At 42.2% G+C, this 22,904-nt stretch carries 25 protein-coding genes and 1 tRNA gene; 11 read left to right on the top strand and 15 right to left on the bottom strand.

The features are described from left to right. Window positions 1-245, top strand: a 245-nt coding sequence (locus tag NWE91_09775; protein ID MCW3986675.1) for a hypothetical protein, incomplete at its 5' end; no start/stop codon positions are given. Window positions 246-608: 363 nt separating this feature from the next. Here the strand turns inward: NWE91_09775 and NWE91_09770 are convergent. From NWE91_09770 to NWE91_09760, 3 genes are all read right to left on the bottom strand, one after another. Continuing rightward, window positions 609-1,805, bottom strand: coding sequence for an ArgE/DapE family deacylase (locus tag NWE91_09770; protein ID MCW3986674.1), 1,197 nt, complete (start codon window positions 1,803-1,805; stop codon window positions 609-611). 86 nt (window positions 1,806-1,891) lie between these two features. Next, on the bottom strand, window positions 1,892-3,838 hold the full coding sequence (gene feoB / locus NWE91_09765) for a ferrous iron transport protein B (protein ID MCW3986673.1): 1,947 nt from the start codon (window positions 3,836-3,838) through the stop codon (window positions 1,892-1,894). Beyond that, the gene (locus NWE91_09760; GenBank protein ID MCW3986672.1) at window positions 3,835-4,107 is read right to left on the bottom strand and encodes a ferrous iron transport protein A; all 273 of its coding nucleotides are present in this window, start codon (window positions 4,105-4,107) and stop codon (window positions 3,835-3,837) included. Before NWE91_09760 ends, feoB begins: the two co-directional genes overlap by 4 nt. Before the next feature lie 106 nt (window positions 4,108-4,213). Between NWE91_09760 and mntR the strand changes: the two genes are divergently transcribed. After that, window positions 4,214-4,696: a transcriptional regulator MntR gene (mntR, locus tag NWE91_09755; protein ID MCW3986671.1), complete on the top strand. Its 483-nt coding sequence runs from the start codon at window positions 4,214-4,216 to the stop codon at window positions 4,694-4,696. 58 nt (window positions 4,697-4,754) lie between these two features. Here the strand turns inward: mntR and NWE91_09750 are convergent, their stop codons facing one another. Next, complete coding sequence (locus NWE91_09750; protein MCW3986670.1) at window positions 4,755-4,997, bottom strand: hypothetical protein; 243 nt, start codon at window positions 4,995-4,997, stop codon at window positions 4,755-4,757. A gap of 232 nt (window positions 4,998-5,229) precedes the next feature. On the opposite strand from NWE91_09750, the gene NWE91_09745 reads away from it, so the two are divergent. After that, window positions 5,230-5,526: a hypothetical protein gene (locus NWE91_09745; GenBank protein MCW3986669.1), complete on the top strand. Its 297-nt coding sequence runs from the start codon at window positions 5,230-5,232 to the stop codon at window positions 5,524-5,526. A 158-nt stretch (window positions 5,527-5,684) separates the two neighbouring features. Here the strand turns inward: NWE91_09745 and NWE91_09740 are convergent. Beyond that, window positions 5,685-5,762, bottom strand: a tRNA-Pro gene (locus NWE91_09740). Window positions 5,763-6,065: 303 nt separating this feature from the next. On the opposite strand from NWE91_09740, the gene NWE91_09735 reads away from it, so the two are divergent. Continuing rightward, window positions 6,066-6,596, top strand: a complete 531-nt coding sequence (locus NWE91_09735; GenBank protein ID MCW3986668.1) for a flavodoxin family protein — start codon at window positions 6,066-6,068, stop codon at window positions 6,594-6,596. 87 nt (window positions 6,597-6,683) lie between these two features. On the opposite strand, the gene NWE91_09730 is transcribed toward NWE91_09735, so the two are convergent. The 4 genes from NWE91_09730 to tsaA all read right to left on the bottom strand — a co-directional run bounded on the left by NWE91_09730 (window position 6,684) and on the right by tsaA (window position 10,572). Next, window positions 6,684-7,190 carry an Lrp/AsnC family transcriptional regulator gene (locus NWE91_09730; protein MCW3986667.1) on the bottom strand — a complete coding sequence of 169 codons (507 nt, stop codon included), beginning with the start codon at window positions 7,188-7,190 and terminating at the stop codon, window positions 6,684-6,686. Window positions 7,191-7,588: 398 nt separating this feature from the next. Then, window positions 7,589-8,707 carry an MFS transporter gene (locus NWE91_09725; protein ID MCW3986666.1) on the bottom strand — a complete coding sequence of 373 codons (1,119 nt, stop codon included), beginning with the start codon at window positions 8,705-8,707 and terminating at the stop codon, window positions 7,589-7,591. A 135-nt stretch (window positions 8,708-8,842) separates the two neighbouring features. After that, complete coding sequence (locus NWE91_09720) at window positions 8,843-9,817, bottom strand: CPBP family intramembrane metalloprotease (GenBank protein ID MCW3986665.1); 975 nt, start codon at window positions 9,815-9,817, stop codon at window positions 8,843-8,845. A 302-nt stretch (window positions 9,818-10,119) separates the two neighbouring features. Continuing rightward, window positions 10,120-10,572, bottom strand: coding sequence for a tRNA (N6-threonylcarbamoyladenosine(37)-N6)-methyltransferase TrmO (tsaA, locus tag NWE91_09715; GenBank protein MCW3986664.1), 453 nt, complete (start codon window positions 10,570-10,572; stop codon window positions 10,120-10,122). An 87-nt stretch (window positions 10,573-10,659) separates the two neighbouring features. On the opposite strand from tsaA, the gene NWE91_09710 reads away from it, so the two are divergent. Beyond that, on the top strand, window positions 10,660-10,902 hold the full coding sequence (locus NWE91_09710; GenBank protein ID MCW3986663.1) for a hypothetical protein: 243 nt from the start codon (window positions 10,660-10,662) through the stop codon (window positions 10,900-10,902). 184 nt (window positions 10,903-11,086) lie between these two features. Here NWE91_09710 and NWE91_09705 read toward each other — a convergent pair whose 3' ends face one another. Next, window positions 11,087-11,842: a proteasome assembly chaperone family protein gene (locus tag NWE91_09705; protein MCW3986662.1), complete on the bottom strand. Its 756-nt coding sequence runs from the start codon at window positions 11,840-11,842 to the stop codon at window positions 11,087-11,089. Between the two features lie 203 nt (window positions 11,843-12,045). Further along, window positions 12,046-13,344, bottom strand: coding sequence for an MFS transporter (locus NWE91_09700; GenBank protein MCW3986661.1), 1,299 nt, complete (start codon window positions 13,342-13,344; stop codon window positions 12,046-12,048). 224 nt (window positions 13,345-13,568) lie between these two features. On the opposite strand from NWE91_09700, the gene NWE91_09695 reads away from it, so the two are divergent. Continuing rightward, on the top strand, window positions 13,569-14,906 hold the full coding sequence (locus tag NWE91_09695; protein ID MCW3986660.1) for a site-specific integrase: 1,338 nt from the start codon (window positions 13,569-13,571) through the stop codon (window positions 14,904-14,906). A 366-nt stretch (window positions 14,907-15,272) separates the two neighbouring features. Here NWE91_09695 and NWE91_09690 read toward each other — a convergent pair whose 3' ends face one another. Then, window positions 15,273-16,379: a hypothetical protein gene (locus NWE91_09690; protein MCW3986659.1), complete on the bottom strand. Its 1,107-nt coding sequence runs from the start codon at window positions 16,377-16,379 to the stop codon at window positions 15,273-15,275. 459 nt (window positions 16,380-16,838) lie between these two features. Here NWE91_09690 and NWE91_09685 point away from each other — a divergent pair, with 459 nt between their 5' ends. After that, on the top strand, window positions 16,839-17,663 hold the full coding sequence (locus NWE91_09685; GenBank protein ID MCW3986658.1) for a hypothetical protein: 825 nt from the start codon (window positions 16,839-16,841) through the stop codon (window positions 17,661-17,663). Between the two features lie 201 nt (window positions 17,664-17,864). Here the strand turns inward: NWE91_09685 and NWE91_09680 are convergent, their stop codons facing one another. Next, entirely contained in the window at window positions 17,865-18,146 is a 282-nt protein-coding gene (locus NWE91_09680; protein ID MCW3986657.1) for a winged helix-turn-helix domain-containing protein, read from the bottom strand. Window positions 18,147-18,364: 218 nt separating this feature from the next. Between NWE91_09680 and NWE91_09675 the strand changes: the two genes are divergently transcribed. After that, window positions 18,365-18,862, top strand: a complete 498-nt coding sequence (locus tag NWE91_09675) for a transglutaminase-like domain-containing protein (GenBank protein MCW3986656.1) — start codon at window positions 18,365-18,367, stop codon at window positions 18,860-18,862. Window positions 18,863-18,889: 27 nt separating this feature from the next. On the opposite strand, the gene NWE91_09670 is transcribed toward NWE91_09675, so the two are convergent. Beyond that, window positions 18,890-20,209, bottom strand: coding sequence for a glutamine synthetase family protein (locus tag NWE91_09670; GenBank protein ID MCW3986655.1), 1,320 nt, complete (start codon window positions 20,207-20,209; stop codon window positions 18,890-18,892). Window positions 20,210-20,436: 227 nt separating this feature from the next. On the opposite strand from NWE91_09670, the gene NWE91_09665 reads away from it, so the two are divergent. The 3 genes from NWE91_09665 (at window position 20,437) to NWE91_09655 (ending at window position 22,288) form a co-directional block, all read left to right on the top strand. Then, the gene (locus NWE91_09665) at window positions 20,437-21,132 is read left to right on the top strand and encodes a TIGR00266 family protein (protein ID MCW3986654.1); all 696 of its coding nucleotides are present in this window, start codon (window positions 20,437-20,439) and stop codon (window positions 21,130-21,132) included. Window positions 21,133-21,200: 68 nt separating this feature from the next. Continuing rightward, window positions 21,201-21,776: a hypothetical protein gene (locus NWE91_09660; protein ID MCW3986653.1), complete on the top strand. Its 576-nt coding sequence runs from the start codon at window positions 21,201-21,203 to the stop codon at window positions 21,774-21,776. 83 nt (window positions 21,777-21,859) lie between these two features. Further along, the gene (locus NWE91_09655) at window positions 21,860-22,288 is read left to right on the top strand and encodes an MscL family protein (GenBank protein ID MCW3986652.1); all 429 of its coding nucleotides are present in this window, start codon (window positions 21,860-21,862) and stop codon (window positions 22,286-22,288) included. A 190-nt stretch (window positions 22,289-22,478) separates the two neighbouring features. Here the strand turns inward: NWE91_09655 and NWE91_09650 are convergent, their stop codons facing one another. After that, on the bottom strand, window positions 22,479-22,694 hold the full coding sequence (locus NWE91_09650; GenBank protein MCW3986651.1) for a hypothetical protein: 216 nt from the start codon (window positions 22,692-22,694) through the stop codon (window positions 22,479-22,481). Between the last annotated feature and the right edge of the window lie 210 nt (window positions 22,695-22,904).

Below are 22,904 nucleotides of genomic sequence, written 5' to 3'. Positions count from 1 at the left end.
TGAATATTAAAAAAAATGCCAGCACTGAAATCAACGCTATTACCTTAAGAGAGACACCTGTTTCGGTTCTTTCATCTTCTCCCAATACATTCACCATGTTTTGTCAATTTTTTATTTACCAATTGTTCAGCAGCCAGCCACTACATAAATATTGCGTGTTTGCGCGCGCGATGCACCAAATTTATAACACAGAACCTGCTAGCCCCCTCGCGCACAAAGGAGTGCAAATGCAAAATGCCGCATAAAAGAAACGTCGTCCTCTATCTTGACGCTGAAATAGTCAAGAAAACACGTGAATTAGGCTTCAATCTTTCTAAGACGTGTGAAAACCACTTGAAACAGCTTATAAACAGTTTTCAGAGCATCTACTCTTCAAATATGTGTGAGAAGTGTGTGGTTGGTAGCCCAGGAGAGATGCGAACTCTCGTCAGCGGGTCCAGAGCCTGCCATGCTCAACCGCAAATTTGGTTAGGTCAAAAGCATTGGACTTGAACTCTTTTTGGTATTAGTCCGGTCTGGCCCCACCATACGCCAAGATAGGTGCTCTCATTTGAGAAAGGTCAACGAGAACTTGGTGCAACATCTGGAGGACAAATTCGTATTGGATCTTATGCTATTTTCTCTCTTGCTACTCTTCCTAAGTTGATTATCAAGTCTCGAATGATCTTTATGTCTTCGAGGTGCACAAATTCATCTAAACCATGATAGTGTGTGTCAGCTCTAATGGTTCCGTAGCTTACGACTGGGATCCCGTTTTTGGCGAAAAAGCTTCCATCGTTTCCTCCAAGCTCAGCAGCGAAGGGCAAACTGTGGCCTATTGTTTTCTTGATGCTTTCTGAGACCGTTTGCACAAAGACGACATCCTTTGAAGTGTGGTAGCCTGGAAGCTTGCTGGTAATCTCAAGTGACGCTTTGCAACCAGTTTTTTGTAATGCGTCTTGGAAGAAGTTTCTAAATTCCTTTTCAGCCTGTCCTACTTGTTCTTCTGGAAGAAGTCTCCGATCAAAGCGGAATTCGCAAGTGCCGGGTATTACGTTTTCTTTTTCTCCTCCTCGGATCATTGTTACTGTGTATCTTCCCCAAACGAATTGTCTTGGAGCTTCAGGCGGTGCATGTAGAGTTGATTCTTTTTTCTCCACTTCATTCTTGTAGGGTTCTAAGGCGGCAAGTAGCTTCACAGCTTCGTCTATGGCGTTTTTGGCTTTGAAAGGATATCCCGCGTGCCCTTGTTTTCCTTCAACTGTTATTTTTCCCCAGAGAATGCCGCTTGCTCCTAGGTAAAGCCTTTCTAGACCTGCGTCAACAACTAGCGCTGCATCGCCTTTTACTCCGCAGTCGCTTAGCACATAGTCGACGCCGTATCGCCCGCCGATTTCTTCGTCCACTCCGGCGATGAGTTTGAGGTTTATGTCCAACTTTTCCTTCCTTAGTTGTCGCAATGCCCCCATTGCGGCTGCAATGCCTGATTTGTTGTCTGCAGTGCCTCTTCCGTAGGCTTTTCCATTTTCAACTGTTAGCTTGAATGGAGGGTATGTCCAGTTGAGTCCAGGTGGGACAATGTCGAAGTGAGATTCAAGAAGCAATGTTACGTCTGAACCTACGTCAAGCGTCACTATAACATTTGGTCGTGAAAGCCCGTCTCTTGCTCCTTTTTCGCCGTCAATTATCTCTACGTCTAGGGAGTTTCGTTCTGCCTCTTTTACGATTATGGATGCACATTTGTCGTAATTTTTTTTTGAGACTGATTCGGTGTCAATTTCAATCATTTTTGAGAGAAAACCGATTTCATATTCTAGCGAACTCAAGCATCTTTCCCTCTTGTATGCCTTCAGTATTTCCTGCTAAGACTTAGCTTTTTTGATGGAAAGCAGCTTTGCCGAGTGTTTTCCGATCACCAAATGTTTGCTAATAATAGTAGTCTGAATGCTATTCCGCCAATAAAAATTGCAAAAGCTACCTCAAAAACTGATATGAACAGTGCTTTCTTCCAACCCAACTCTTTAACCAGTGCTCCGATGGTTGAAATACAAGGGATATAGAGCATCGCCACTAAGGTGAACACTATCATCTGTATCGGTCCAAAATCAGGAACCCCCGCAAAATTTGAGGTCCCTAGAAGAGTTGCTAGCATTATCAAGGTCAGTTCTTTCCTTAGTATTCCAAAAATCAAGGTTATTCCAGTGATTGCAGGCAACCCCAACCAAAGGACAGTTATGGGGCTGAGGACGTACGCTATTGGCTCTAATAGGTTGAGAATCTCCGCAAGTTTGATTACGAAACTTCCTAGTATTATAAGTGGAAACGCCATCTTGACAAATTCTTCTAACCTAAACCAAGTTTGCTTTGCTATGGTCTTTGCGTGTGGTATTTTGTAGTCATGCATCTCCATTATCAATCCAGTTGGTTCACCCGGCAAAGCCTTGAACGCTATTCTTCCGAGAATAAAAATGATGAACAAGTCAACAGCGTACAATAGTAGTGCCCACTGAAAGCCTACAAAGGCTCCGACAAGACCGAGAATTATCACTGTTGTCGCGGCGCAAGGCACCAACGTGACAACAAAAATCGCAATAAGCCGCTCCTTATCAGTCTCCATTATTCGGCATCCGAGACAGGCAGGAACATTACAGCCGAAACCGAGCATCATCGGGATAAACGCCTTCCCGTGTAGACCTATCTTATGCATCAAATTATCCATCAGAAACGCAATTCTACTAAGGTAGCCCGAGTCCTCAAGAAAGTACAACATTAGATAAAATGGAAGAATGTAAGGCAACACAATTGTAACCCCTGCAATTAGCCCTTCTAAAATGCCGCCCCAAACTAGTTCTCCTAAAATGCCAGTTCCTAAAACACTTTCAAAAACAGGCTCTAGTCCATAAAAGAGATCACTCAACAAACCAGACATGTAGTCCCCAAAGGAGAAGATGCCAAAAAAGATAGCGAGTATCACTGCAGCCATTATTGGGTATCCGAGGACTGCATGAGTTGTTAAGGCGTGTAATTTTTCCCGCATAGGAGGTTTTGCCGGCGTCACTATTTCTTGTACTTCTCGGGCAATGCATCCTGCGATCTCGTATCGCTCAGATGTTATAACAGTTGTACAGGAATGTCCATGAATATTCTCGATTTCGTCTGCGAGCTTTCTTGCGGTCGCCAAGATGTTAGGGGCCATCTGGCGAATTTTGTTCTCTATTTGCTCGTCTCCTTCCAAAAGTTTTATCGCGACCCATCTAGCAGGGTATGGAAGCTGCAGCCTCTTGACTAATTTACTGAGTTCTTGGATTTTCTCCTCAATTTCCTCTCCATATCTAATTTTGGAAGGGGCAACCTCTCCCTTTTCAATGGTGGCAACAGATGCATGCAGCAGCTCGTAGATGCCGACTCGGCTTGGTGCCACAGTTGGAATTACGGGTACGCCTAGAATTTCTTCCAGTTTCTTATGGTCAATTTTTATACCCTTCTTTTCTGCCATATCCATCTGATTCAAAGCTACTATCATCGGGGTCTCAAGTTCCGCTAACTGAAGCGTGAAGAACAAGTTCCTTTCTAGAACCGAGGCATCAACGACATTAATTACGAGGTCAGGGCTCTCGATTGCGATGTATTCCCTCGAGATAAGTTCTTCTATGGAAAAAGTTGATAGGGAATAGATTCCAGGCAGATCAATGATGTCTACGGTGTAGTCCCTGAAGTGAAGTGTTCCTTCTGCTTTTTCAACTGTTTTTCCAGGCCAGTTTCCGATGTGTTGGTGCATTCCCGTTAGGTGGTTAAATATTACTGATTTTCCAACGTTTGCGTTGCCAGCTAGGGCGATGATTATTTGTTTTTTGGTCACCTTTCTGCGCTCACTAGAATTCTCTCTGCCATTCCTCTTCCGATTGCTAGTCTGGAGCCTCTTACGTGGAGTTCTATTGGGCCATGGAAAGGGGCTGATCTGACTACTGTTACTTTGGTTCCTGGGGTGAGACCCATGTCTTCTAGTCTTTTTTGAAAACCCCATTTGCGGCGGCGACGATGATGATGACTTGGTGATGCGTTGATGGAGACTATGACTCCGCTTTCGCCGTTTCTAAGGCGGGTTAGTGGCAGTTCCAGTTTTATCATCCTCTGTTTGGGTGGCGGGCACTTGTATATGTGGAAGGCTTATAAATAAGGATTTAGTTTAATATAACAATGTTAGTCAAACCTAAAACAATTCTAGAGGCAAACAATGGTGAAAAAAGACAAAACAGTCAAACTCAGCGAAAACGAAGAAGGTTATATTGAAACAATTCACAGCCTAATCAGAGAACATGGTTACGCTAGAGTTGCGGACATAGCTGATACATTAGACGTGAAACCTCCAAGCGTAACAAACATGCTTCAGAAACTGGATGAACAGAAATTCGTCACCTACACGCGGTACAGAGGCGTTGTACTGACGACTAGAGGAAAATCGCTTGCAGAAACTCTAGAACGACGACACCAAGCATTAAAGAAGTTTTTGATAATGATAGGGGTTAGTGAAGAGACTGCTGAGAAGGATGCTTGCGAGATAGAACATAAAATAAACCGTGAAACCATAGGAAAGCTCACAAGGTTCGTAGAATTTGTGCAGTCAGCACCGGAAACACCCCTTTTCCTTAAGCATTTTAAAGAATTTGAAAAAACCGGGAAGCGTCCGAGACACCGCAAGCTGAAGAAGGTAGAATAAACAACTACATAGGATAATAGTCACATGTTGCGCACGCAAGCGCTTGTATACATATTCTTCATGTTGTTTGACTTTCTTCTATTATTTCCCATCCTATTGCTGCCAGAGTTCCATCAATATTTTCAGTAAATTTCCTCTTTTCCTTAATTCCACACCGCAAGCATTCCCTTTCAGAGAAAACTTGTTTTCGCCTTTCGTTCTTAGTTCCTGGGAGAAATCCTGGTTCTTTCCAAACTATGAGCACACGTTCTACATAATTTCTCCATCTGTGTAACCCTAATTTGCACAGTAGCGCAGTCAATCAATCACGTCCCTTAAACTAACATACAATTTGTGGTTGAATAAAGACTCTTGTCTAGATTTTAAAATTGCACAATTGTATTTTAGTTTTGAGTTCTAGAGAAGGACGAGCAAGCATTCTATCTAGCTTCGCACCTTGAACCAAGGAATGATTTTCAAGATTTCTTTCAAATGTCGTTTGTGCTAAGTCTTAAATAATTCGGATGAATTTCTGTCGGTTAGAGGAACGTGAGATGGATAGGTATATCTTGGAGTTCTTTGCTGAATTGCTTTTTGTTTTCTTCTATCCATTCGTCCCTTTATTTTTTGTATTATCCTTAAGGGTGGGAATCTTTGGGTGGCTTGTATATGCCTTGTTTCTGACCCCACCTACTGCTTTATGGTATTATGTAATGAAGAAAAGAGCGAAAAACTATTTGAAACTACTGATGGCTGAACGGAAACCTTGGGATGTTAAAAAAGCAGTAGAAGAATATGTTGAATTGCAGAAAACCCAGAGGTCCAACAAAAAAGCAGCAAACTCAGAATGACCCAAAGAGAAACACTGTGCGTTCTAGACTTGAAATCCAGCGAATTAGGTTTCAATTTTCCTGAAGCGTGTGATAACCATCTGAAAATATCGGTCAATCTATTTTTGAACGTCTACACAAAAAGGTCAAAATAAGAGCATCAGAGGGAAGGCGCCCGATGGTGGGGCTGCCCGGATTTGAACCGGGGTCACGAGAGCCCAAGTCTCATAGCCTCGACCAAGCTAGCCGACAGCCCCATGCAAATCAGGAATCTAAGCCTTCTAAGAGCATATTTATTCCCAATTTGATTCCCAAAGATTCTAACATAGATTGGGAATCTTATTCTAATTGGTATAGAGCCAACCATATAAAATCTAGCTCTACAGCAAACATGATGATAAAGTATGCATGCTGAAATCGGTTTAAACGCTTGTCATATTCATCATATTCTTGTTTTATGACTTGTGCAAAGAGACTTTTCGGGAAATCTTAAAATAAGTTTTCTTGTCAAAGTAGTGGCAATTGGAATCCTTTGAAGGTTAGAGTCAGGAGCTGTTTAGATGAGAGTGTTGATTGCTTATTATAGCGAAACGGGTAACACTGAGAAGGTTGCTAGATCCATTTATGAAGAGGCTTCAAAGAAGCATGAGGCAAATTTGAAGAGAGTTGATGAGGTTACAGTGGACATTTTGAATGATTATGATGTTGTTTTTCTAGGTTCAGCTTGTCACTCAACAGACCTAGCGGCTCCATTAAAAAGAATCTTGGATGCTATTCCACATTCACCTAAGTTTAAGCTTGCAGGATTCTTTACTCGTGCAACCTCCTCAGAATGGTTCAACAGATGGGCATCTAAATGCACATCATCTTTTCAAAAAGCAAGCAAAGAAAAGAAAATTGACTTCGAGGGTTGTTACAATTGCCAAGGTGTACCACCTCCTCCAATACAAGAATTCATAAAGAGAGAGGTAATCACATCCTCTGATGAATGGGAAAAATATGTCAAAGAAGTAATGAAGCATCCAACACCTGAAGACCTACAGAAAGCTAGAGAATTCGCAAGAAAGGTTCTATCACAAGTTCAGGAGTAGACCTTGCCGAAATTCTTGTGGGATTTGCCCTTTTTCTTCTATGCACTATGGCTGCTAGCAGTGTTGCTAACATGAATAGTGGAAAGACTATTTTGCTTCTGCCAAGTATTTCAAGTGAAGAGGCTTGAGTATCTGATTTCCACCAAGATTCACAAGAACCGTTTGAACATCAGTAAACGTATCCCCCAATTCTCGTTTATGTTTAGCCATGAAGCTGTCAAAGTCTGAGTAGCTCTTGTGAACCGATATCATAAAGGCATTCACACCCATTCCTCTGCATCCACCACTCATAATGACATTGGCTTGGTTCATCAGCCATTCTGTCCCTCTCTTCACAGCAGCTTCAGATTTTTCTTTTAATCCAAGGGTCTGTTTCGTTTTGACAAACGTGAATGCAAGAATCTCATATCCCAGTTTCTCCCATTTTGGGACAAGAGTATAACCGTCAATTACATCTTTTTCCAACCTTGCTCTCCTTCTTGTTACGGTTGGCTGAGAAACCCCAACTTTCTTAGCCAGTTTCCTATCACTCATCTTAGAGTTCTTCAGCAACTCGAAGAGAATCTTGTAATCAATATCTTTTAGTTTCCTCAAGTCATCACATCAACATACAATTTGCTTCCTTCAGTTTTTATGGTTTGTGGAAAATCCAGTTTAGCTTGTGAGAACAAATTTAAAAAATATGGGTGGTTTGTCATTTGGGATTATGTTGTTTGGCTACTTGCAACAAGATTTCTTGTGATGCTTCTCATTATGTGCTTCCAATTCTTCTTTTGTGTTAAAGGTTTGACCGCAACATTCGTGTTTCTTGGATTCACTCATCAAATTATCCATCCATTTTTACATATCATCTCTTGAATCTAAGATTAAGTCTGCTGAATTTTTGTCAATTCGATCTGCATTTACATTGGTTCATGGAAGAAATTTCAATCTTCTATAATGCTGCGCTCACGACATCATAAGTTATGTAAGGCATTTCCCTTTTGTCTATACTACTCTCTTAGAATGAAGAATGACGGTATGTAAAAGAGTGCGAAAATGAAAGCAGACACTAGGAATGGAGCTACAAAACCAAATAGCGAGATAAGTAACCCTGACATGGCAAGACTGAAGGATCTTCCACAATGGTGCCCCATCCATAACAATCCTATGTCAGTTCCATAAGATTCTTTATTTACAATCCTTGACAGAATCCCCTCCTGACCAATGCCAAGAAAACCTTCAATAACACCATAAGCAACTACAAGAATACCAGCAATTACTGAACTCGAGAATCCAATAGAAATAAGTGCAAATGAGTAGAGCACCCCACTGATGATTATGAGCTTGCTTATTTCAAATCTCCCAGCAAAAAGATGCGAGATGAAACCAGCTAATAAGATCTGCAAACCAAGCAGTATACCTATTGTCTCAGCTTTAAAGCCATTACTACTCAAAAACAGGGGATAGACAAAGCCACTCACAAATCCAAAAGACAAACCCATAACAAAAAACAGGAAAAAACAGGTCTTGAAAATCTTTCTCTTCTTTCTAAAATCCAACACATGCAAAGCTTTCGATACACTCAACTTTTTCTTTACTCCGCCCACCAACAAGAGAGATAGTGGAATAACAGAAACTCCAAGTAAAACACACAACATCAAAGTTCCTTCATAGAAGAACCAAACCACAAGAAAACCAGCAAACAAACTCCCGACAGCAGAAGAAATGTAAGCTGTTGTTCTTAAACTTACCAGTGTTCTCCATTTTCTCTCACTTTTTTCTAGAAGGAAGGCTCTATTGACTGCCCACAAAGAACCGCTTTTAACTCCCTCCATAACCTTTCCAAATAAGAATTCCAACGGGGTATATGCTAAGTAATAGATCAAGTTTGAGATAACCCCCAATATTCCATTCAAGGCAAAGAAAGGCTTTCTCCCCCAAAAATCAGACACGATGGCAAAAAACATTCTTCCAAGCTGAAAAATCATAGGCATAGCTGCAAAAACAAGACCCATAGTCACTATGTCAATGTTTCTCTCTGCCATCATCAAAGGCAAAACAACTGTAAGAATGCCACTAACAAAAGAATTCAAGACTTGGATAAGAATAGCAACTCTGATCTGCCGCAAACAGTTCCCTTCTCTGCAAGTAGGTCTCCCATGGCTAGAATCAGTCATCTTCTACAGTTTTATTGCTTGTGGAAAAAACTTCATGCGCGCGCGCCCAACATTACCATTTTCCATTACCACTGCATGCATGCATCTTCAGAGCTGTGCACGCACATGCGTTTCGGCGTTAACCTGTGCCTTTCCTGCTAGAAACTTTGTGCACAAGGCAAGGATGATTATGCCTGTGATGAAAGAAAGTGCTTGAATCCCTTGAACACGGGGATCCGCCATTTCTAGCTCCGGATTGAAAGTGGCTCCGTATCCGATTGTGTCCACCAGACCATGTGCGAGTATAAGTGGAATAAGGGTCCTCGACTTTCTGTAAAACTGTCCAAAAACTAAGCCGAAAACGAAGGTGCTGGAAACGTGTAGTAGCATTCCGACTGAGTCGAACGGGGAAACATGCCAGATGAAGTGCCAAACGCCGAAGAGCAAAGCTTGAACCAGCAAAGCCTTCCTTTCACTATAGAACTTTGCTAAGCGTGTCTGTATGAAGCCTCGGAACAGGCCTTCCTCGCTGACGCCTACGCAGAAGGTCATGAAGGGAAAAACGAAGAGAGATGGAAACAGATCGTAACCCGTAACAACTAGATGCCCAGTAAACGCGTAGATTAAGCCGAAGAACGTTGCGAACAAAGCCATTCCAAACACCAAATAATAAACTAAACCTATCAAGAGCGAACGGGTGAAATGTTCGGTTCTGAAACCAAGAACACCTAAATTGTTTCTCTTAACCAAAGCAACGGTCAAGACGACAAGGTAAATAACTGCGGTCTTCTCGAAAGCCATCCCCATAACCAGCACAAAAGGGATACGAACAGCCATTGATAATAGAAATAAGGCGAAGATCTCAACCCAGACAACGTTTTCCTCCGTTTCGTCCTCTGAAGAAAGCATTCTACGTATACGCATGTACCACAAGAAAAGTGGGACAAGCAAGATAAGAGAGAAAAATGCAGGTGAAACACTGACATCTTCAACCATTCCAAGCGGTATAAAGTCGCTGGCAAAAATCAAAACTGAAACGCCAAGATAAACTGAAACAACAATTAAGCCTCTTTTAATGTCCATAAGGCGCCCTTACCACCTGTTCACATAAAACCTCATTCAAATTCCACTTCAACACTCTTAATGGTTATGCCCATCCATTAACCATTCAATCATTAAGAAGGCGAAACCGTAAGAATCTATGCGGGGGCTTCAACGCGTTATCGAAGAATGTCTGATATGCCCCGCTTGTATCCGTTAATATATTTTGTTTCCCATCGTCGTAAAAGGCTTCAACAAGAAAAGAGATCCCCAGCTGGACATCAACCCTTCTTTCCAGACATTATTGTCGATAACTGTTACCACTCTAACAGAATCGGCTTCTTTCATGTTGGAGGACCACGTGATGTCCACTCTGGAACCCTTGCATTAGGGATAGAATCAGCCCTTGGCATGTATGGTTTAACGTCAATTATTGGTGTCCCTTCGTAGGCATCAAGGCCTCTTACTGTTAAGATGCATTCTTCAACTTTCACTAGTTCGACTACGCATAAGCTTATGGGGTTTGGTCGGGAAGGACTTCGACAAGCAAAAACGCCAGTTTCCACGTTTACTTCGTGTCTTCTCGGAAAAACTAACAAGGTATTCCTTTCCTTTTTGCTGTCACGTAGGTGAGTCCAGTATAGGATAATTATGTGAGAGAAGGCTTCTATACCCTTAAGCCCTGGGCAGAATCGGGGGAACAAAAGTATTTTTGCTTCATCCTCTTCAACTTTCTTCACAACTCCAATAAAACGCAGTGTTGCTTTCACATTCTCATTTTTCAGTTCGTTAACCACTCTTTAAACCCGTTCCGGTGCAGATAAGCTGATTTGGTCTTGTTGCTTAATAAACGCCGCGCGCGTTTCTGAAATGATGGTTAAACAATGGAAAAAGCTATCAAACCCCAAAAACTAGAAAACTCTGAAAAAACACGACCAAACATCTGGAAAAAATCAGAAGCAGGAATCTCAAATAAAAGTCCAGTTCCAAACCAACTCGACAGCCATGCAGAAAACCAATTCAAAGGCAATAAGTCAAAAGCCTTCAACCAAATGACGCAATATCCCAGAAATCATGCGTGGTTTCATAAGCTTCTGCATGCATTCTGCAACTTTCTTGCGACTTAGGCGATCCTAATTTAGATTGTGAAAAATATCTGAACCATTCGTAGCGCACGTGGCGTTCCTTATCTGCCATTGAAAGTACAAACTTAGCGTGATTGCGACTTGTGGGTGTGTTGTCGTTTGGCAAGATTCTATTAATTCTTAATCATAGTAATGTCTTGGTGGAATGCTGGCGCGCGTGGCGATTTTAGATGTATACTCTTTCGGGCACTCCGCTTTTTTCTTCTGCTTCTCTCATTTTTCGATGGCGTTCGGCAAGATCCTGTAATCTCTGTTTGATTTCTTCTGCTTTGTTTAGAAGCTCCTTAATGTCAACTTTCAAGTTATAGATTCGATTTAAGGTGTTTATTAGTGCTGCTGCGCCCTCGGGGTCGGGGATAAACGAGACTGCTGGGGTCAGAAGGGCGGTTCCAGAGATTTTTCTGGATAGGCATTCGTCTAGGATGCTGCCGGCAATTCCTTGAACGATTCCCGCAGTTATCATTCTTACGCCTTTTTCTTGATATTTCTTAATTGTTTCGGGTTCTGCGGCGCAGAATACCTTTCGCTCTTTTGGGAAATGGTTAACGCTGAATCCTTCTAAAACTACAAGTTCCTTTGCTCCTTTTGCCTCTATCCATTCTAAAAGCGTGGAGGATATTGGGTAGGCTCCGTCTGAGCGAAGTGGAATTTCGGAAATGACTGTGCAGAGTTTGCCTGTTTTGTTGGAGTGTATTCTGAAGGGGTGTCTTAGTTTGCCTTTCATGAAGACCACTGCTGGCGGAATGTATCTGGATCGTAAGTGGGCGATTTCCCTCATCTCTAGCTGTTCGATGATGTGGGCAACTGCTATTCCTCCTACTAATCCGACTCCGGCGAAACCTAGAATGACAAGAGGGTTTTTCAATTTGATTTTTTCAGTTTCAACGATCTTGACTTCAGGGATTTCGTTTTTACTTGCCAATTCTTTTTCCTCAAGTATGTTAAATTGCGTATAAACTCTTCAGTGGGACTCTATATATCTATTCTTTTGGGCTTCAACGATGTGTATATGCGCAAAGTGGTTTTTTGCAATTGCATGAAGAAACATCATGTAGAAATTTTTGTATAGTTGCAAAAAAGGGTTAGAGTCGTCTTTGTCCGAGTAGCGCGTATGCGCGCGTAATACTAGGCTTCTCTTTCTTCAGGTTGGGGTTCTTTAATGCGAAAGATCGTTATGAGAATTGACAGGATGATTAGGATGAGCATGATTAGAAAGGGGATTTGCGGGGATACATTGTCGTACAAGAGCCCGCCAGCAAGTCCTCCAAAAGCCATGAATATGTAGGTGAAGAAGTGCATTGAGCCTGTGACTTTTCCTCTCTGTGCTTGGGGGACAAGATCTGCAAACAAGCTTTGATAAGCTGAGAAACCTAGAAGTTGGGCGAGTCCGAGAAGGGGCATTGCTATGAAAAGGGTGATGTAATTCCCATAAATGAAAAGCAAAATGGAGGGGATCATCAGGAGACCGGACATTATTAACGGGATTTTTCTGCCAGCCTTATCGAGCAGCTTTCCTACAGGTAACGACATAACTATCATCGCTAGAAATACAGCGATCATAACATAACCCCAGAGAACGCGCGCGTTTTGGAGAGCGGGATCCATCGCAAGTGTGAAAATCTGTGGTTGCGGGGCTCCCCCTATTTGAAGAACATAGAACCCGTAGACCAAGAAGAGCCCCATCACCATTGCAAATGCTGCACGCATGATAATGGTGGAGAAGAACAAGAACAATGTTGAACGTGGCACTGCTTTCCAAACGCTTAATCCTTGTCTTAGAGATTCCGGATAGGAGTGTAGTATGTCATTTAGAGTGGCCTTTTCAGTTTCTTTCATGCTCTCAGTTAATTTTAGCCGCACAATCGCTGCAACAATAAAGAATATCGTGACAATGGTGTACGCTATTCGCATGCCAGTCTCTGAGCCGTAGGTTGATATCAAGAAGAGAGCCACTAACGGAGCCGGAGTCGTTGCAACACTCATTATAAGATTTAGAATAGAGAATCCCATTCCTCGCTTTTCTGGCGGCAAGGAATCTGCCATCGTCGCCATCAGTGCTGGTTGATAAATCAGACAAAGGTTTTGTATTGCGGCTCCAATCAAAATGAAGTGCCAAGTTGGTGCTACTGCGTAGAAAATGTACGAAAAAGCTACCCCAAATGTCATTGTTGAGACTAACCAACGCCTACCATACTTGTCAGCCAAATAGCCTCCGGGGAGTTGAACAGAAGCTAGACACAACATCGAAACAAGAGAGATCAATCCTATAATTGTGGCACTTCCGCCAAGTTGGATCACATAATCCGGATAGTAAGTTCCCGGCAGTTCACCTGCAAAATCCATTAGAATCCAGCTTATTATGAGTATCAAATAATTTCCCTTGATGAACGGGAACTGTTCCTTGAGATTTTCGGTGAATCTCATCAGCATATATCCTAAGAGCTTAGTTCCGATAGACAAAGACGCGATAGATATAAGGTCTGCGTATGCGCGCACACCCATGCATGGCAGGATTTTACCAACATACATAGATGTTTTGGATGGTTAAAGGAAAAATGAGGGGATTGCGGGAGCACACCTTACAATTAGTTGGCTTTATGAAAACATTGATATACCACACAATATAAAGGAAGTGTAGATGAGTGGAATTGAGTTTAATAGAGTTCTTAGATTCAGTGCAAAATCCAAACACCAAAAAAGAATACAGATATGGAATCAAGAAGTTCTGTGAATGGTATGGCAAAAGCGCAGAAGAAACCCTTGAAATAAGAAAAGATGACCTAACCCAGAGAGCAGGAGAAAACCTCATTGAATACAAGAACAGGTCTGTAAGGTTCGGAAAAGAAATAGAAAAGTTTCACAGCTACCTTTTGTCACAAGGATATTCAATTAATACTTCAAGAAACCTGACCATTGGAATAAGGCAGCTTTTCAGATTTTACCAAATGCCTGTAAGAATCAGAGCAGGAAGCAAAGTCACAAAAACAGTCAAGACAACCAAAAGTTTCCCCCTAAGAATTGAACACGTCAGAAAAATGTTTGAAGTTGCAGACCTCAGAGAAAGAATCATTCTAAGCATGGCTACAGACCTAGGGCTAAGAATAAGCGACTTCATCAAACTCAAGAAAGATGACCTGCCATCATTGAACCAAGAACCACCAATCCCCTTTGATTTAATGACAGGCAAAGAAAAAGTAATAGCACACGGGTTCTTGAGCCAAGAGACTGTAGACCTTCTTAGAGTTTACCTGCCCACATTAGAAAGAAAGAAGGGCAATCATTACCTGTTTCCCTCTAATGGAAATCGTCACATTTCAGATGAATGGCTTAACCGACTGTTACAGAGGCTAGCTGAAAAATGCAAAATTGCTATGAATGGTAAAAGCTTAACTTTCCATTGTTTCAGAAAAATGCTTCTCTCTGCAGCCATAGATTCAGGAATTGGCTTGACAGCAGGCAAAAAACTCTGTGGAAAAGCCATCACTCAGTCTGACGACACCTACTTGACAACCGTTAATCTCCAACAGAAGTTCAGGCAACTGAAAAAGTTCCAGACCATAAAAGAACAGCCAAAAGTAGATATTGAGAAAGTCGAGTCTTTAAAGAGTGCAGTAAACAAGCTTCAAGAGGAGCTGACTCGGCAAAAACTGATAACGGATACCATCTCTGAGGAGAATATTAGGACGAAGCATGAACTTGGGAGACTGGAACCGCTGGTTGAGTTTGCAGACCTTTTTGAAACTACAGAAGCGTTTCAAGGATTCTTGGAAAACCTAAGAAGGAGTTTTCAGGTTGACAGTTCAGGCAATCAAAATATGATAGTTCAGTTAAATATGCAGGTTCCTGAGCTTGTGCGTCAGAAGATTACAGAGACCGTGAGAATCGAAGGGTTGTCAAATTTGAAGGCATTTGAGAAAGTCATAAATGAAGCTCTTCAAGACTCTGAAAAGAAATTGAAGCGTCAACCCCGTGACTACTCCAAATAAAGACTTCCTTCATCTTTGCTTAAGAACCAGCGACGTTTTCCTTTCTTAGCCTGTGCCAATGACCTTAGTTTTCTTATGGATAAACTTGGAACATAATATGTCCCATTTTTCGACTTGCGTATCTTAAGCCTTAAACTCTCCATCAAAACCACCTAGGGGTTTACTTAACAGTTGCAAAAATACTTTGCTATAGAGTTAATACTTTTCGCAATAGGCAGGATACCACTATGCTCAAGCAAGCGTCTGGGGAGCTGAGATGCAGTTACGTGTGGGACTCTTAGGGATCTCAAAACCTTCAGAGTCCCTCGAAAAAGTTGCGGTTCAACGTAAGCGGCGAGATGTCTTTTGAGTGAATTTCACCTCTTCTTAAGAGTATACTGCGATTGGTCTCATGAAAAGCTCCAGCTTGTGTCCATCAAATCTAACTATGTTTGCCAATAGAACCATTTTTACCCTATCGGTTTTGCTAAATGTGTCATTTCCAATTGTTGTCATCTCTATTTTAGGACAAAAAGCCTCAAATACAAGTTGATCTCCAGTTTCCGAGTCAATTACGGAACTAACGGGATGTTTATATGTAACACCCCATTCCTTGCCTTTCGTCGAAACACGGAACTCACCAGACATCAAAATATATCCGCTTGCAGATTTCACTTCTTCTATCTTGGAATCCACATATTTCTTTTTGTTTATGTTAATGAACTGCTCCGTTACATTCTTAGGTAACTGGAAATCAAACTTCTCCTTAATTTCCTGAGATGTGGCCAGAAATTCGCTCTCAGCCTCCTTGTTATACTTGAAGTCTTCTAGCCCTATTTGGACAAGCTCATTGTTAAGAAGATAGTTCTGAACCTCTTCGAATTTTCCTTCCACAGACTCGATTACCTCTGCCCTTATTTTCTCTTTCCCTGATTTCTCGCTCCGATAAGATGGCCTGATTGGAAAGCTTAGTTCAATCCCTTTTGAAGTTGCCACTTCGCTTTCAGTCGTTATTTCTCGTGTTCTTATTGAAGACACTATCTGATTATGAAGAGATTCGACTACGGATTTATCTAAATAGTAGAAGATTTTAGGAGTTTTCCTGAATTCTTTGAGTTTTGCAGCGTAGACGTCAGGCTCATAAATACCTAGACTAGACAAGATATCGGCGCGTCGCGACATTGTAGGTCTCAGCACGCGTTCGCGGAGATAGGATGTCTGCATATTGAGCCTATACAGTAATCGGGCGATGTTCCCGAGCGACGCGTGAAGATCTATTGTCAAGAGGCCTGTTAGTAGTGAGAACGTCAAAACTACAATGAAATAATCTGGGTTGTACAAGTAAGAGAACAACACAATCAAGGAACAAGCGACAAGAATTCCAATATTAAAAAGCTTAAGTCGTTGCCGATGGAAACCCCAATAAAAACGCTCACGCTCAAGGCGATAATGTCTTCCACGGGTGCGCATGTATAACTCATCATCAACATTCATGAGCTTTCCCCCACAACTCGGTTACCCATTTAATTCTATTTAAACTTTTGTGGAAAATATGTGGAATATCACTCTGTTGCTAGCTTCTCGCCGCAAAATCATGGTCGTAAGCTGGTCGCTTACGCCCACCCAACCCCCACCCCCCAACCTCAGACATCGGGCTACTCACCCATTCCCCACCGTCCCCCTTCCCAAGGGAAGAGGGAGGGCTTGCAGCAGGACAACCCATTCTGGGTTTTCCTAGCGCTATTTGGTTGTGATTAACCTTTCCTAGAGACCAGCTCATGCAGGCAGACGGTCAAAACCCCCCAACCCCCCTAGCCTTTAGGGGGGTTTCTGTCGCCCGTTATAATGTGACTTCCCGCCAGACTCCCGCTGATGCGAGCAAGGCCGTTTACAAAAACCCCGCCTTACTGAAAGTTTTAATCCTAAGTGTGGTATTCGGTATTGAGATTCGAGATGAAGGGAGCTTTTAACCTAAAACGTGCAGATTTTGTGAAGGCGTTGAAGTATGTTCCCATATTATATGTGGTAATTGCGGTCACGATAGTCTCGGCAATACCATGGAAATTTACCTGTCTTGAGATTGGCAGGCTAATTGGACCTATTCCCCTTCTAGATTTTTTAGTTTTGATCCCACTAGTCATAGCCATATTATCAGTTTCTTTTCTAACCCCAATGAAACTGAAGAAGAACAGGACAATAGTCATGTTTATTCTTAGTTTGGCTATATCATTCATGGTCATATTTTCATTCTCACTGGTCTTCATGCCACGGGTGTCGCAGGCTGGCAAAATGATTGATGCATTTGTTGCTGAGAATGAAAACTTGGGGCTTCACGATTATACCAACAATGTGTCGTCCTTTCTGAATGCCCACGTCCGTAACGCTTACAATAAACCTGAGGCGTCGTTCAGAATCGACATCCAGATTAGCAGTACACTTCTTGATCCATACATAATGAAGATTTGGGGAGTTACCAGAGCAAGTCTGATAGTGTATCAAGGCTGGGGCTCCTGCGGGCAAGCCGCTATATTGATAGAAGAGTTATTGCATGACGCTGGATATGAGACAAGGCAAGCGCATTTCAAAAATATTGACCATCAATGGGCAGAAGTAATAAACAAAGGAAAATGGTTGATCTTTGATCCATGGTACATAGGGAATTTGGTTGAAATCCAAAATCTAAAGAATATTAGGCCAGAATTTCAGCAAGCATCAGGTGTGGAAGTTCAATACAGGAACGGAACCATAATTGATGCGAGCCCTGAGCATGGATATTGATGAAATGCTCCTCTTATTCCAACATGGTGCGCACTGACAGAACAAGAAGCCAATCTTTATCTACCAGACTGACCTTACATGAACTGGTATATCAGAAACGCCAAGAAGCCAATTAAAGGTACGGACTTCGGGAGATATCTCCATTATAGGCTATTCTAACCTGACTATACTACAGATACTCGAATAATACTATGCGCGCGCTTATTCTTCGTATACTAGCAATAAGTTCTGGTGTTCGTCAAGATATTCCTGTCCTTGTAGCGTTCTCAGTAATGCGAGTCCTTTCTCAGTGACTGTGTAAACGACTCTTTTCTTGTCTAAGGGGAGTTTCTCAACAAGTCCATGCAGAATCAGAAAGTCCAAATACTCCTTCAGAATACCCCACTCTTCGTCGACCTGATAAAGAATTATCTCAAGTTCCAAGGGTCGAGAAACCAAAACTTCAAGAATGCTAAGATACCTTTCCAGCTTTGAACGAGTCATAGCACCGTCTCTCTTTAAGGATATATTGCAGCGGATAAATCTCTTAAGAAACATAAGTAAATATTTGGAATCCACGTTTTCAGCAATAAAACTAGCTTACGCACGCACGACACTGATTTTGAGTATTTATTTCTCTTTCATAACACATTTTCGAAGCCTCCTAAGAAATATATCGTTGAACCTCGCCCATAAGTATCTGAAACCGGAAGAAAAATGCCATGAATTCATCGCCGAATCCGGAAGCCATAGAAATGTACCGGAGAATCAGCGAAAGACTGACAGACCCCTCTTTACTGAGCCGGCTTGAAAAATTCTTTAAGAAAAGGCAGACTTTGCCCGAACTGGTCGAATGGGTTCATGACAGAGTAGAACTCAACAAGGGCGACATTGTGCGCCATAGCGATCCTTTTGAAATAATTGAGTATGGCCAGGGCAAATGCAGAGAATTCAGTGTCTTGTTCACAGCTATCTGCCTTGCGAACGGTTACCGTGCAAGGTTAATCCTTGACATGTCAGATCATGCGTGGACAGAGGTTTGGGACAAAAAGCAGGGCAAGTGGGTCCACGTTGACCCTTCGGAAAAGAGGATAGATGATCCTGAGATGTATGAACGAAACTGGAAGAAGAACTTGAAAGAAGTGTACGCTTTCGAAAACAGTGAAATTGAAGACGTAACGAAAACGTATAAAATAGCAAAGCAAGGTCTGGCGACATAGAATTAATGTTAGAGAAGCACATTTAGTTTACAAGTTTCGATACCTGTCAGACTCCCAGTCTGTGACGCTTCTCTGGAATTCATTCCATTCTGTTAACTTGACCTCAATGTATTTTTTGAACGCGTGTTCACCTAATGTTTCTTCCGCCAATTTGCTTCTTTCAAGCTCTTCGATAGCTTCGTGGAGATTTGCCGGCAGAGTTTTGATGTAAAACTTTGCAAGTCTTTGATCGTCAAAGCCGTATACGTCCTCTTCTACGGCAGATGGTGGTTCAATCTTTTCTTCGATGCCTTTGAGACCAGCAGCTAGCATGATAGCGAAGGCTAAGTAGGGGTTGCAGCTTGGGTCGGGGCATCTTAGTTCAAGCCTCGTTGACTTTTCTCTTCCCGCACTGAATCTAGGAACTCTAATCAACGCTGAGCGATTTCTCTGCCCCCAGCAAATGTAAACGGGTGCTTCGTACCCTCGTACAAGCCGTTTGTAACTGTTTACTGTGGGACATAAGATGGCTGCGATTTCTCGCATGTATTTAAGTTGGCCTCCCATGAAGTAATAAGCGAGAGAAGATAGGCTGTACTTGTCTTCTTTGTCATGAAAGAGGTTTTGGCCGTCTTTGCTGAAGATTGATTGATGTGTGTGCATTCCGCTTCCGTTGACGCCGTAGATGGGTTTCGGCATGAAAGTCGCATGTAAACCTTTGTCGCTCGCAACAGTTTTAATGGCTTGTTTAAGAATCATCACGTTATCAGCAGTCTTCAAGGCTTCAGAGTATTGTATATCTATTTCATGTTGGCTTGGAGCGCATTCATGGTGCGACATTTCAACTTTTACGCCTAATTTCTCCAAGGTGGTAACCATTAACGCTCGTATACTAGTTGCAAAGTCTTGGGGCGAGAAGTCAAAATATCCAGCTGTATCGTGATAAGTTGCATTTTCTTTGGATCTAAATAGGAAAAACTCGATTTCTGGACCCACGTAGTAGGAGTGCCCCTTGCTTTTGGTCTTTTCCAGAACTCGTTTCAGGATATATCTAGGATCGCCTTCAAATGGGTTTTTGCTTGGTTCATGAACGTCGCAGATTATTCTTGCCACGTTTCTGTCATCACGCAGCCAAGGAAGACGGAGGTACGTGGATATGTCTGGAACCAGTAGCATGTCGCTTTCGTGTATTCTAGTAAATCCTTCTACAGAAGAGCCGTCAAACCATTTTCCGTGGTCAAGGCAATCCTCTAACTCTCTGGGCGAAATCGTGGCGCTCTTTAAATTACCGTAGAGGTCACAGAACATCAAATCTATAAAGTCTATTTTGTCACGTTCTATCGTTTGTAATATCTTTTCCTTTTCCATAACGTCACACAACATTTCTATTATGCTGCACTAAGCAGGAGCCGAATTTGATTTCATTGCGGTGAATTTAAAACTTATCCACAAAACGTTGTAGAATATCTCTGCGCTGTCACGCGCTGATGGTCCTGGCTGCTTGGCTGTAAGGCTATTGGAAAGCGCGGTTCAGATTTGTGAGCGCGCAATTTTATTAACAAGTTCACTTACAAACATTTGAAGTGGGAATAGAAGTGGAATATGAAATTAAGTACAAGCCTTCTTATTCAATGCTTGTTGTCAAGTTGAAGCCCGGCGAAACTATAACCGCAGAGTCTGGAGCAATGACCTATATGGACCCAAACATTGATGTTCACACTAGAAAGCGTGAGAAAAGCCTTCTAGGAAGCATCGGCTTGAAATTGTTTGGACGTCAGTCCTTCTGGGTAAATGATTACAGAGCAGAACAAAATGAGGGAGAAGTGGCCTTTGTTTCAGCTCCAGTGGGCGACATCGAAACTTTAGAAGTTAAGCCAAACCAAGGCTACATAATTCAAAAAGCCGCCTATGTTGCTTCCACTCAAAACGTAGATTTAGACATTCAATGGCAAGGCTTCACAAAAGGGCTCTTCGGACAAGGACTATTCATGGTAAAAGTTACAGGTGACGGAACACTTTTCATAAACACTTTCGGTGCCATAGACAAACATACACTGAAGCCGGATCAAACCTTGATTGTTGATAACTTCCACCTCGTTGCCTTCAGTGATACTTGCGACTATAAAGTTAAGAAATTCGGAGGACTAAAAGAAACTTTGCTGGGCGGAGAAGGATTAGTCACTGAAATTAGGGGTCCAGGCGACGTATATATTCAAACCAAGAACTTGAGAGAATTTGTAGAATGGCTTTGGACATTGCTTGAGCCAAGAGTCAAAGCAAGATCAAGATAGAGGGATATTCACACGCGCGTTTATGCAAAACAAGATTTGAGACGTCGAAACTAAAAAGGAGGAATCTTATGCCCATAAATAAGAAAGCGTTTGAAAATGGAAAACTCCACAGCAAAGTAGAAGAGGAAATACTTTCTTTTTTGGAACAACGAAAAGATCGAGCCTTCACGTCCCAAGAAATAATGGAGGGAATACGTTATCACACGGAATTCAGTATCCCTGAAATCAGTAAAATGTCAACCTTCGCCATAGCAGATTTTACTGCCCTCCTTTATCGTTTGGTGGAGAAAGGAAAGACTAGTATGAAAATCGTTAGGGGGCGAATGTATTTTATAGCTGGAAGAGGCTGGGTGGCTAAATGCCCCAAGTGTGGAGTGGAAGTCGCCAGGCCGAGAAAGACTTGGAAGATGGCGGGACGCCCAAACCGAAAAGGCGAAAGACTTCAACTTCACATAGGGCTTTTCAAATGTCCTAAACATGGAGCCTTCAGAACCGTCTTGGGCAAGCAAAAAATCCCTGCACCCACAAGCGTAACCAAACAGGCAAAAAAGAAAAGAAAACCAGCCAAGAAACGTGTAGAAAAGAAAAAAGCCACAAAAAAGAAACGGAAAAGAAAGAAAACAAAGGCTTTGTTACTCATTTAGCGAGCTGGCACGCGCGCGGGGCATGTTTGAAATCGGACAATCTATAAAAGCAAGTGAACATGAGGGAGCGCTGAGGGAAAAGGTTGACGAAAGAAGATAAAATGTTGAAGGAGCTTACAAAGATTCGTGAATTGTTGACGCCGACGCCATCCCCGCCACCAAAGGAAGGCATGTGGAATGAATTCAGGGACTTCCTTTCAAAGTACAAAGTCATGGGCCTTGCTGTCGCCTTTATCATGGGTGTTTATCTCGGTGCCCTTGTCCAAGCACTTGTAACAGGCTTAGTAATGCCCGTAATAGGCCTCGCTGTACCCGGCCTTGGAAATCTCGCCACATTCAAAATACCAGTTCCATCGACAGAATTGGATAGCCAGGGGACCCCAATAGACCCAAACTATGTTGGCCAGCTTTTCGGCGTAGGAGAATTCTTGGCAGCGCTGATAACCTTCATCATCGTAGCCTTCGTAGTCTTCATCATAGTAAGGGTCACCAAACGGTGGGACCACGAATAGCGCAACCTCCCAACTCTTTTTTTGTCAAAACAGGTTTAGGGAAAAACTAAAGGGTAATTGTAGGAAGACCTTAATTAGAGGCTTCAAGAAAAAAGAAAGAACTTTACGCTCAGCTTCAAAGCGTTTTCTTTACTCTCAATGTACGTTGATTTTCATTTCTCTCTTTGTGCACGCACGTTTTCTAACGTGGCTAATCCATCCACCTATCCGAGACGAAATCCACCAGACGCCCAGTAATATATGGCATGATAATTATGTAGAGAATAAATGCAAGAACTGCTCCTACGATAAATTCTGCTGTATCTATTGCGAAATTGGTTATGGCGCCGATTATTGCGAAGATTATACTGAAAATTATGCCGCAAACCCAATAGTTCAACGTTTTGTTTTTTAGCAATCTTCCCATTCAACTTTCTCCTTATACAACTAATGGAAAACTGAATCTGTTGAATTCTCATATAAACCTTTTCCAAGCTTCAGACTTTCACTCTAGTCATTTAGCAGGTTCCAACATCTTTAGAAAATCTTCAGCCGAGTTTCCAGAGTATACGCTGCCTATTACATCTCTAACGCGTGTTAACACCATATCTGAAGCTTTCTTGAGCTTGAGAGTTAA

It is taken from the genome of Candidatus Bathyarchaeota archaeon (assembly GCA_026014805.1).
Classification (GTDB): Archaea; Thermoproteota; Bathyarchaeia; order Bathyarchaeales; family SOJC01; genus JAGLZW01.
The sequence above is the reverse complement of the archived record's forward strand: the minus strand, read 5'-3'. Positions and strand labels throughout refer to the sequence as shown.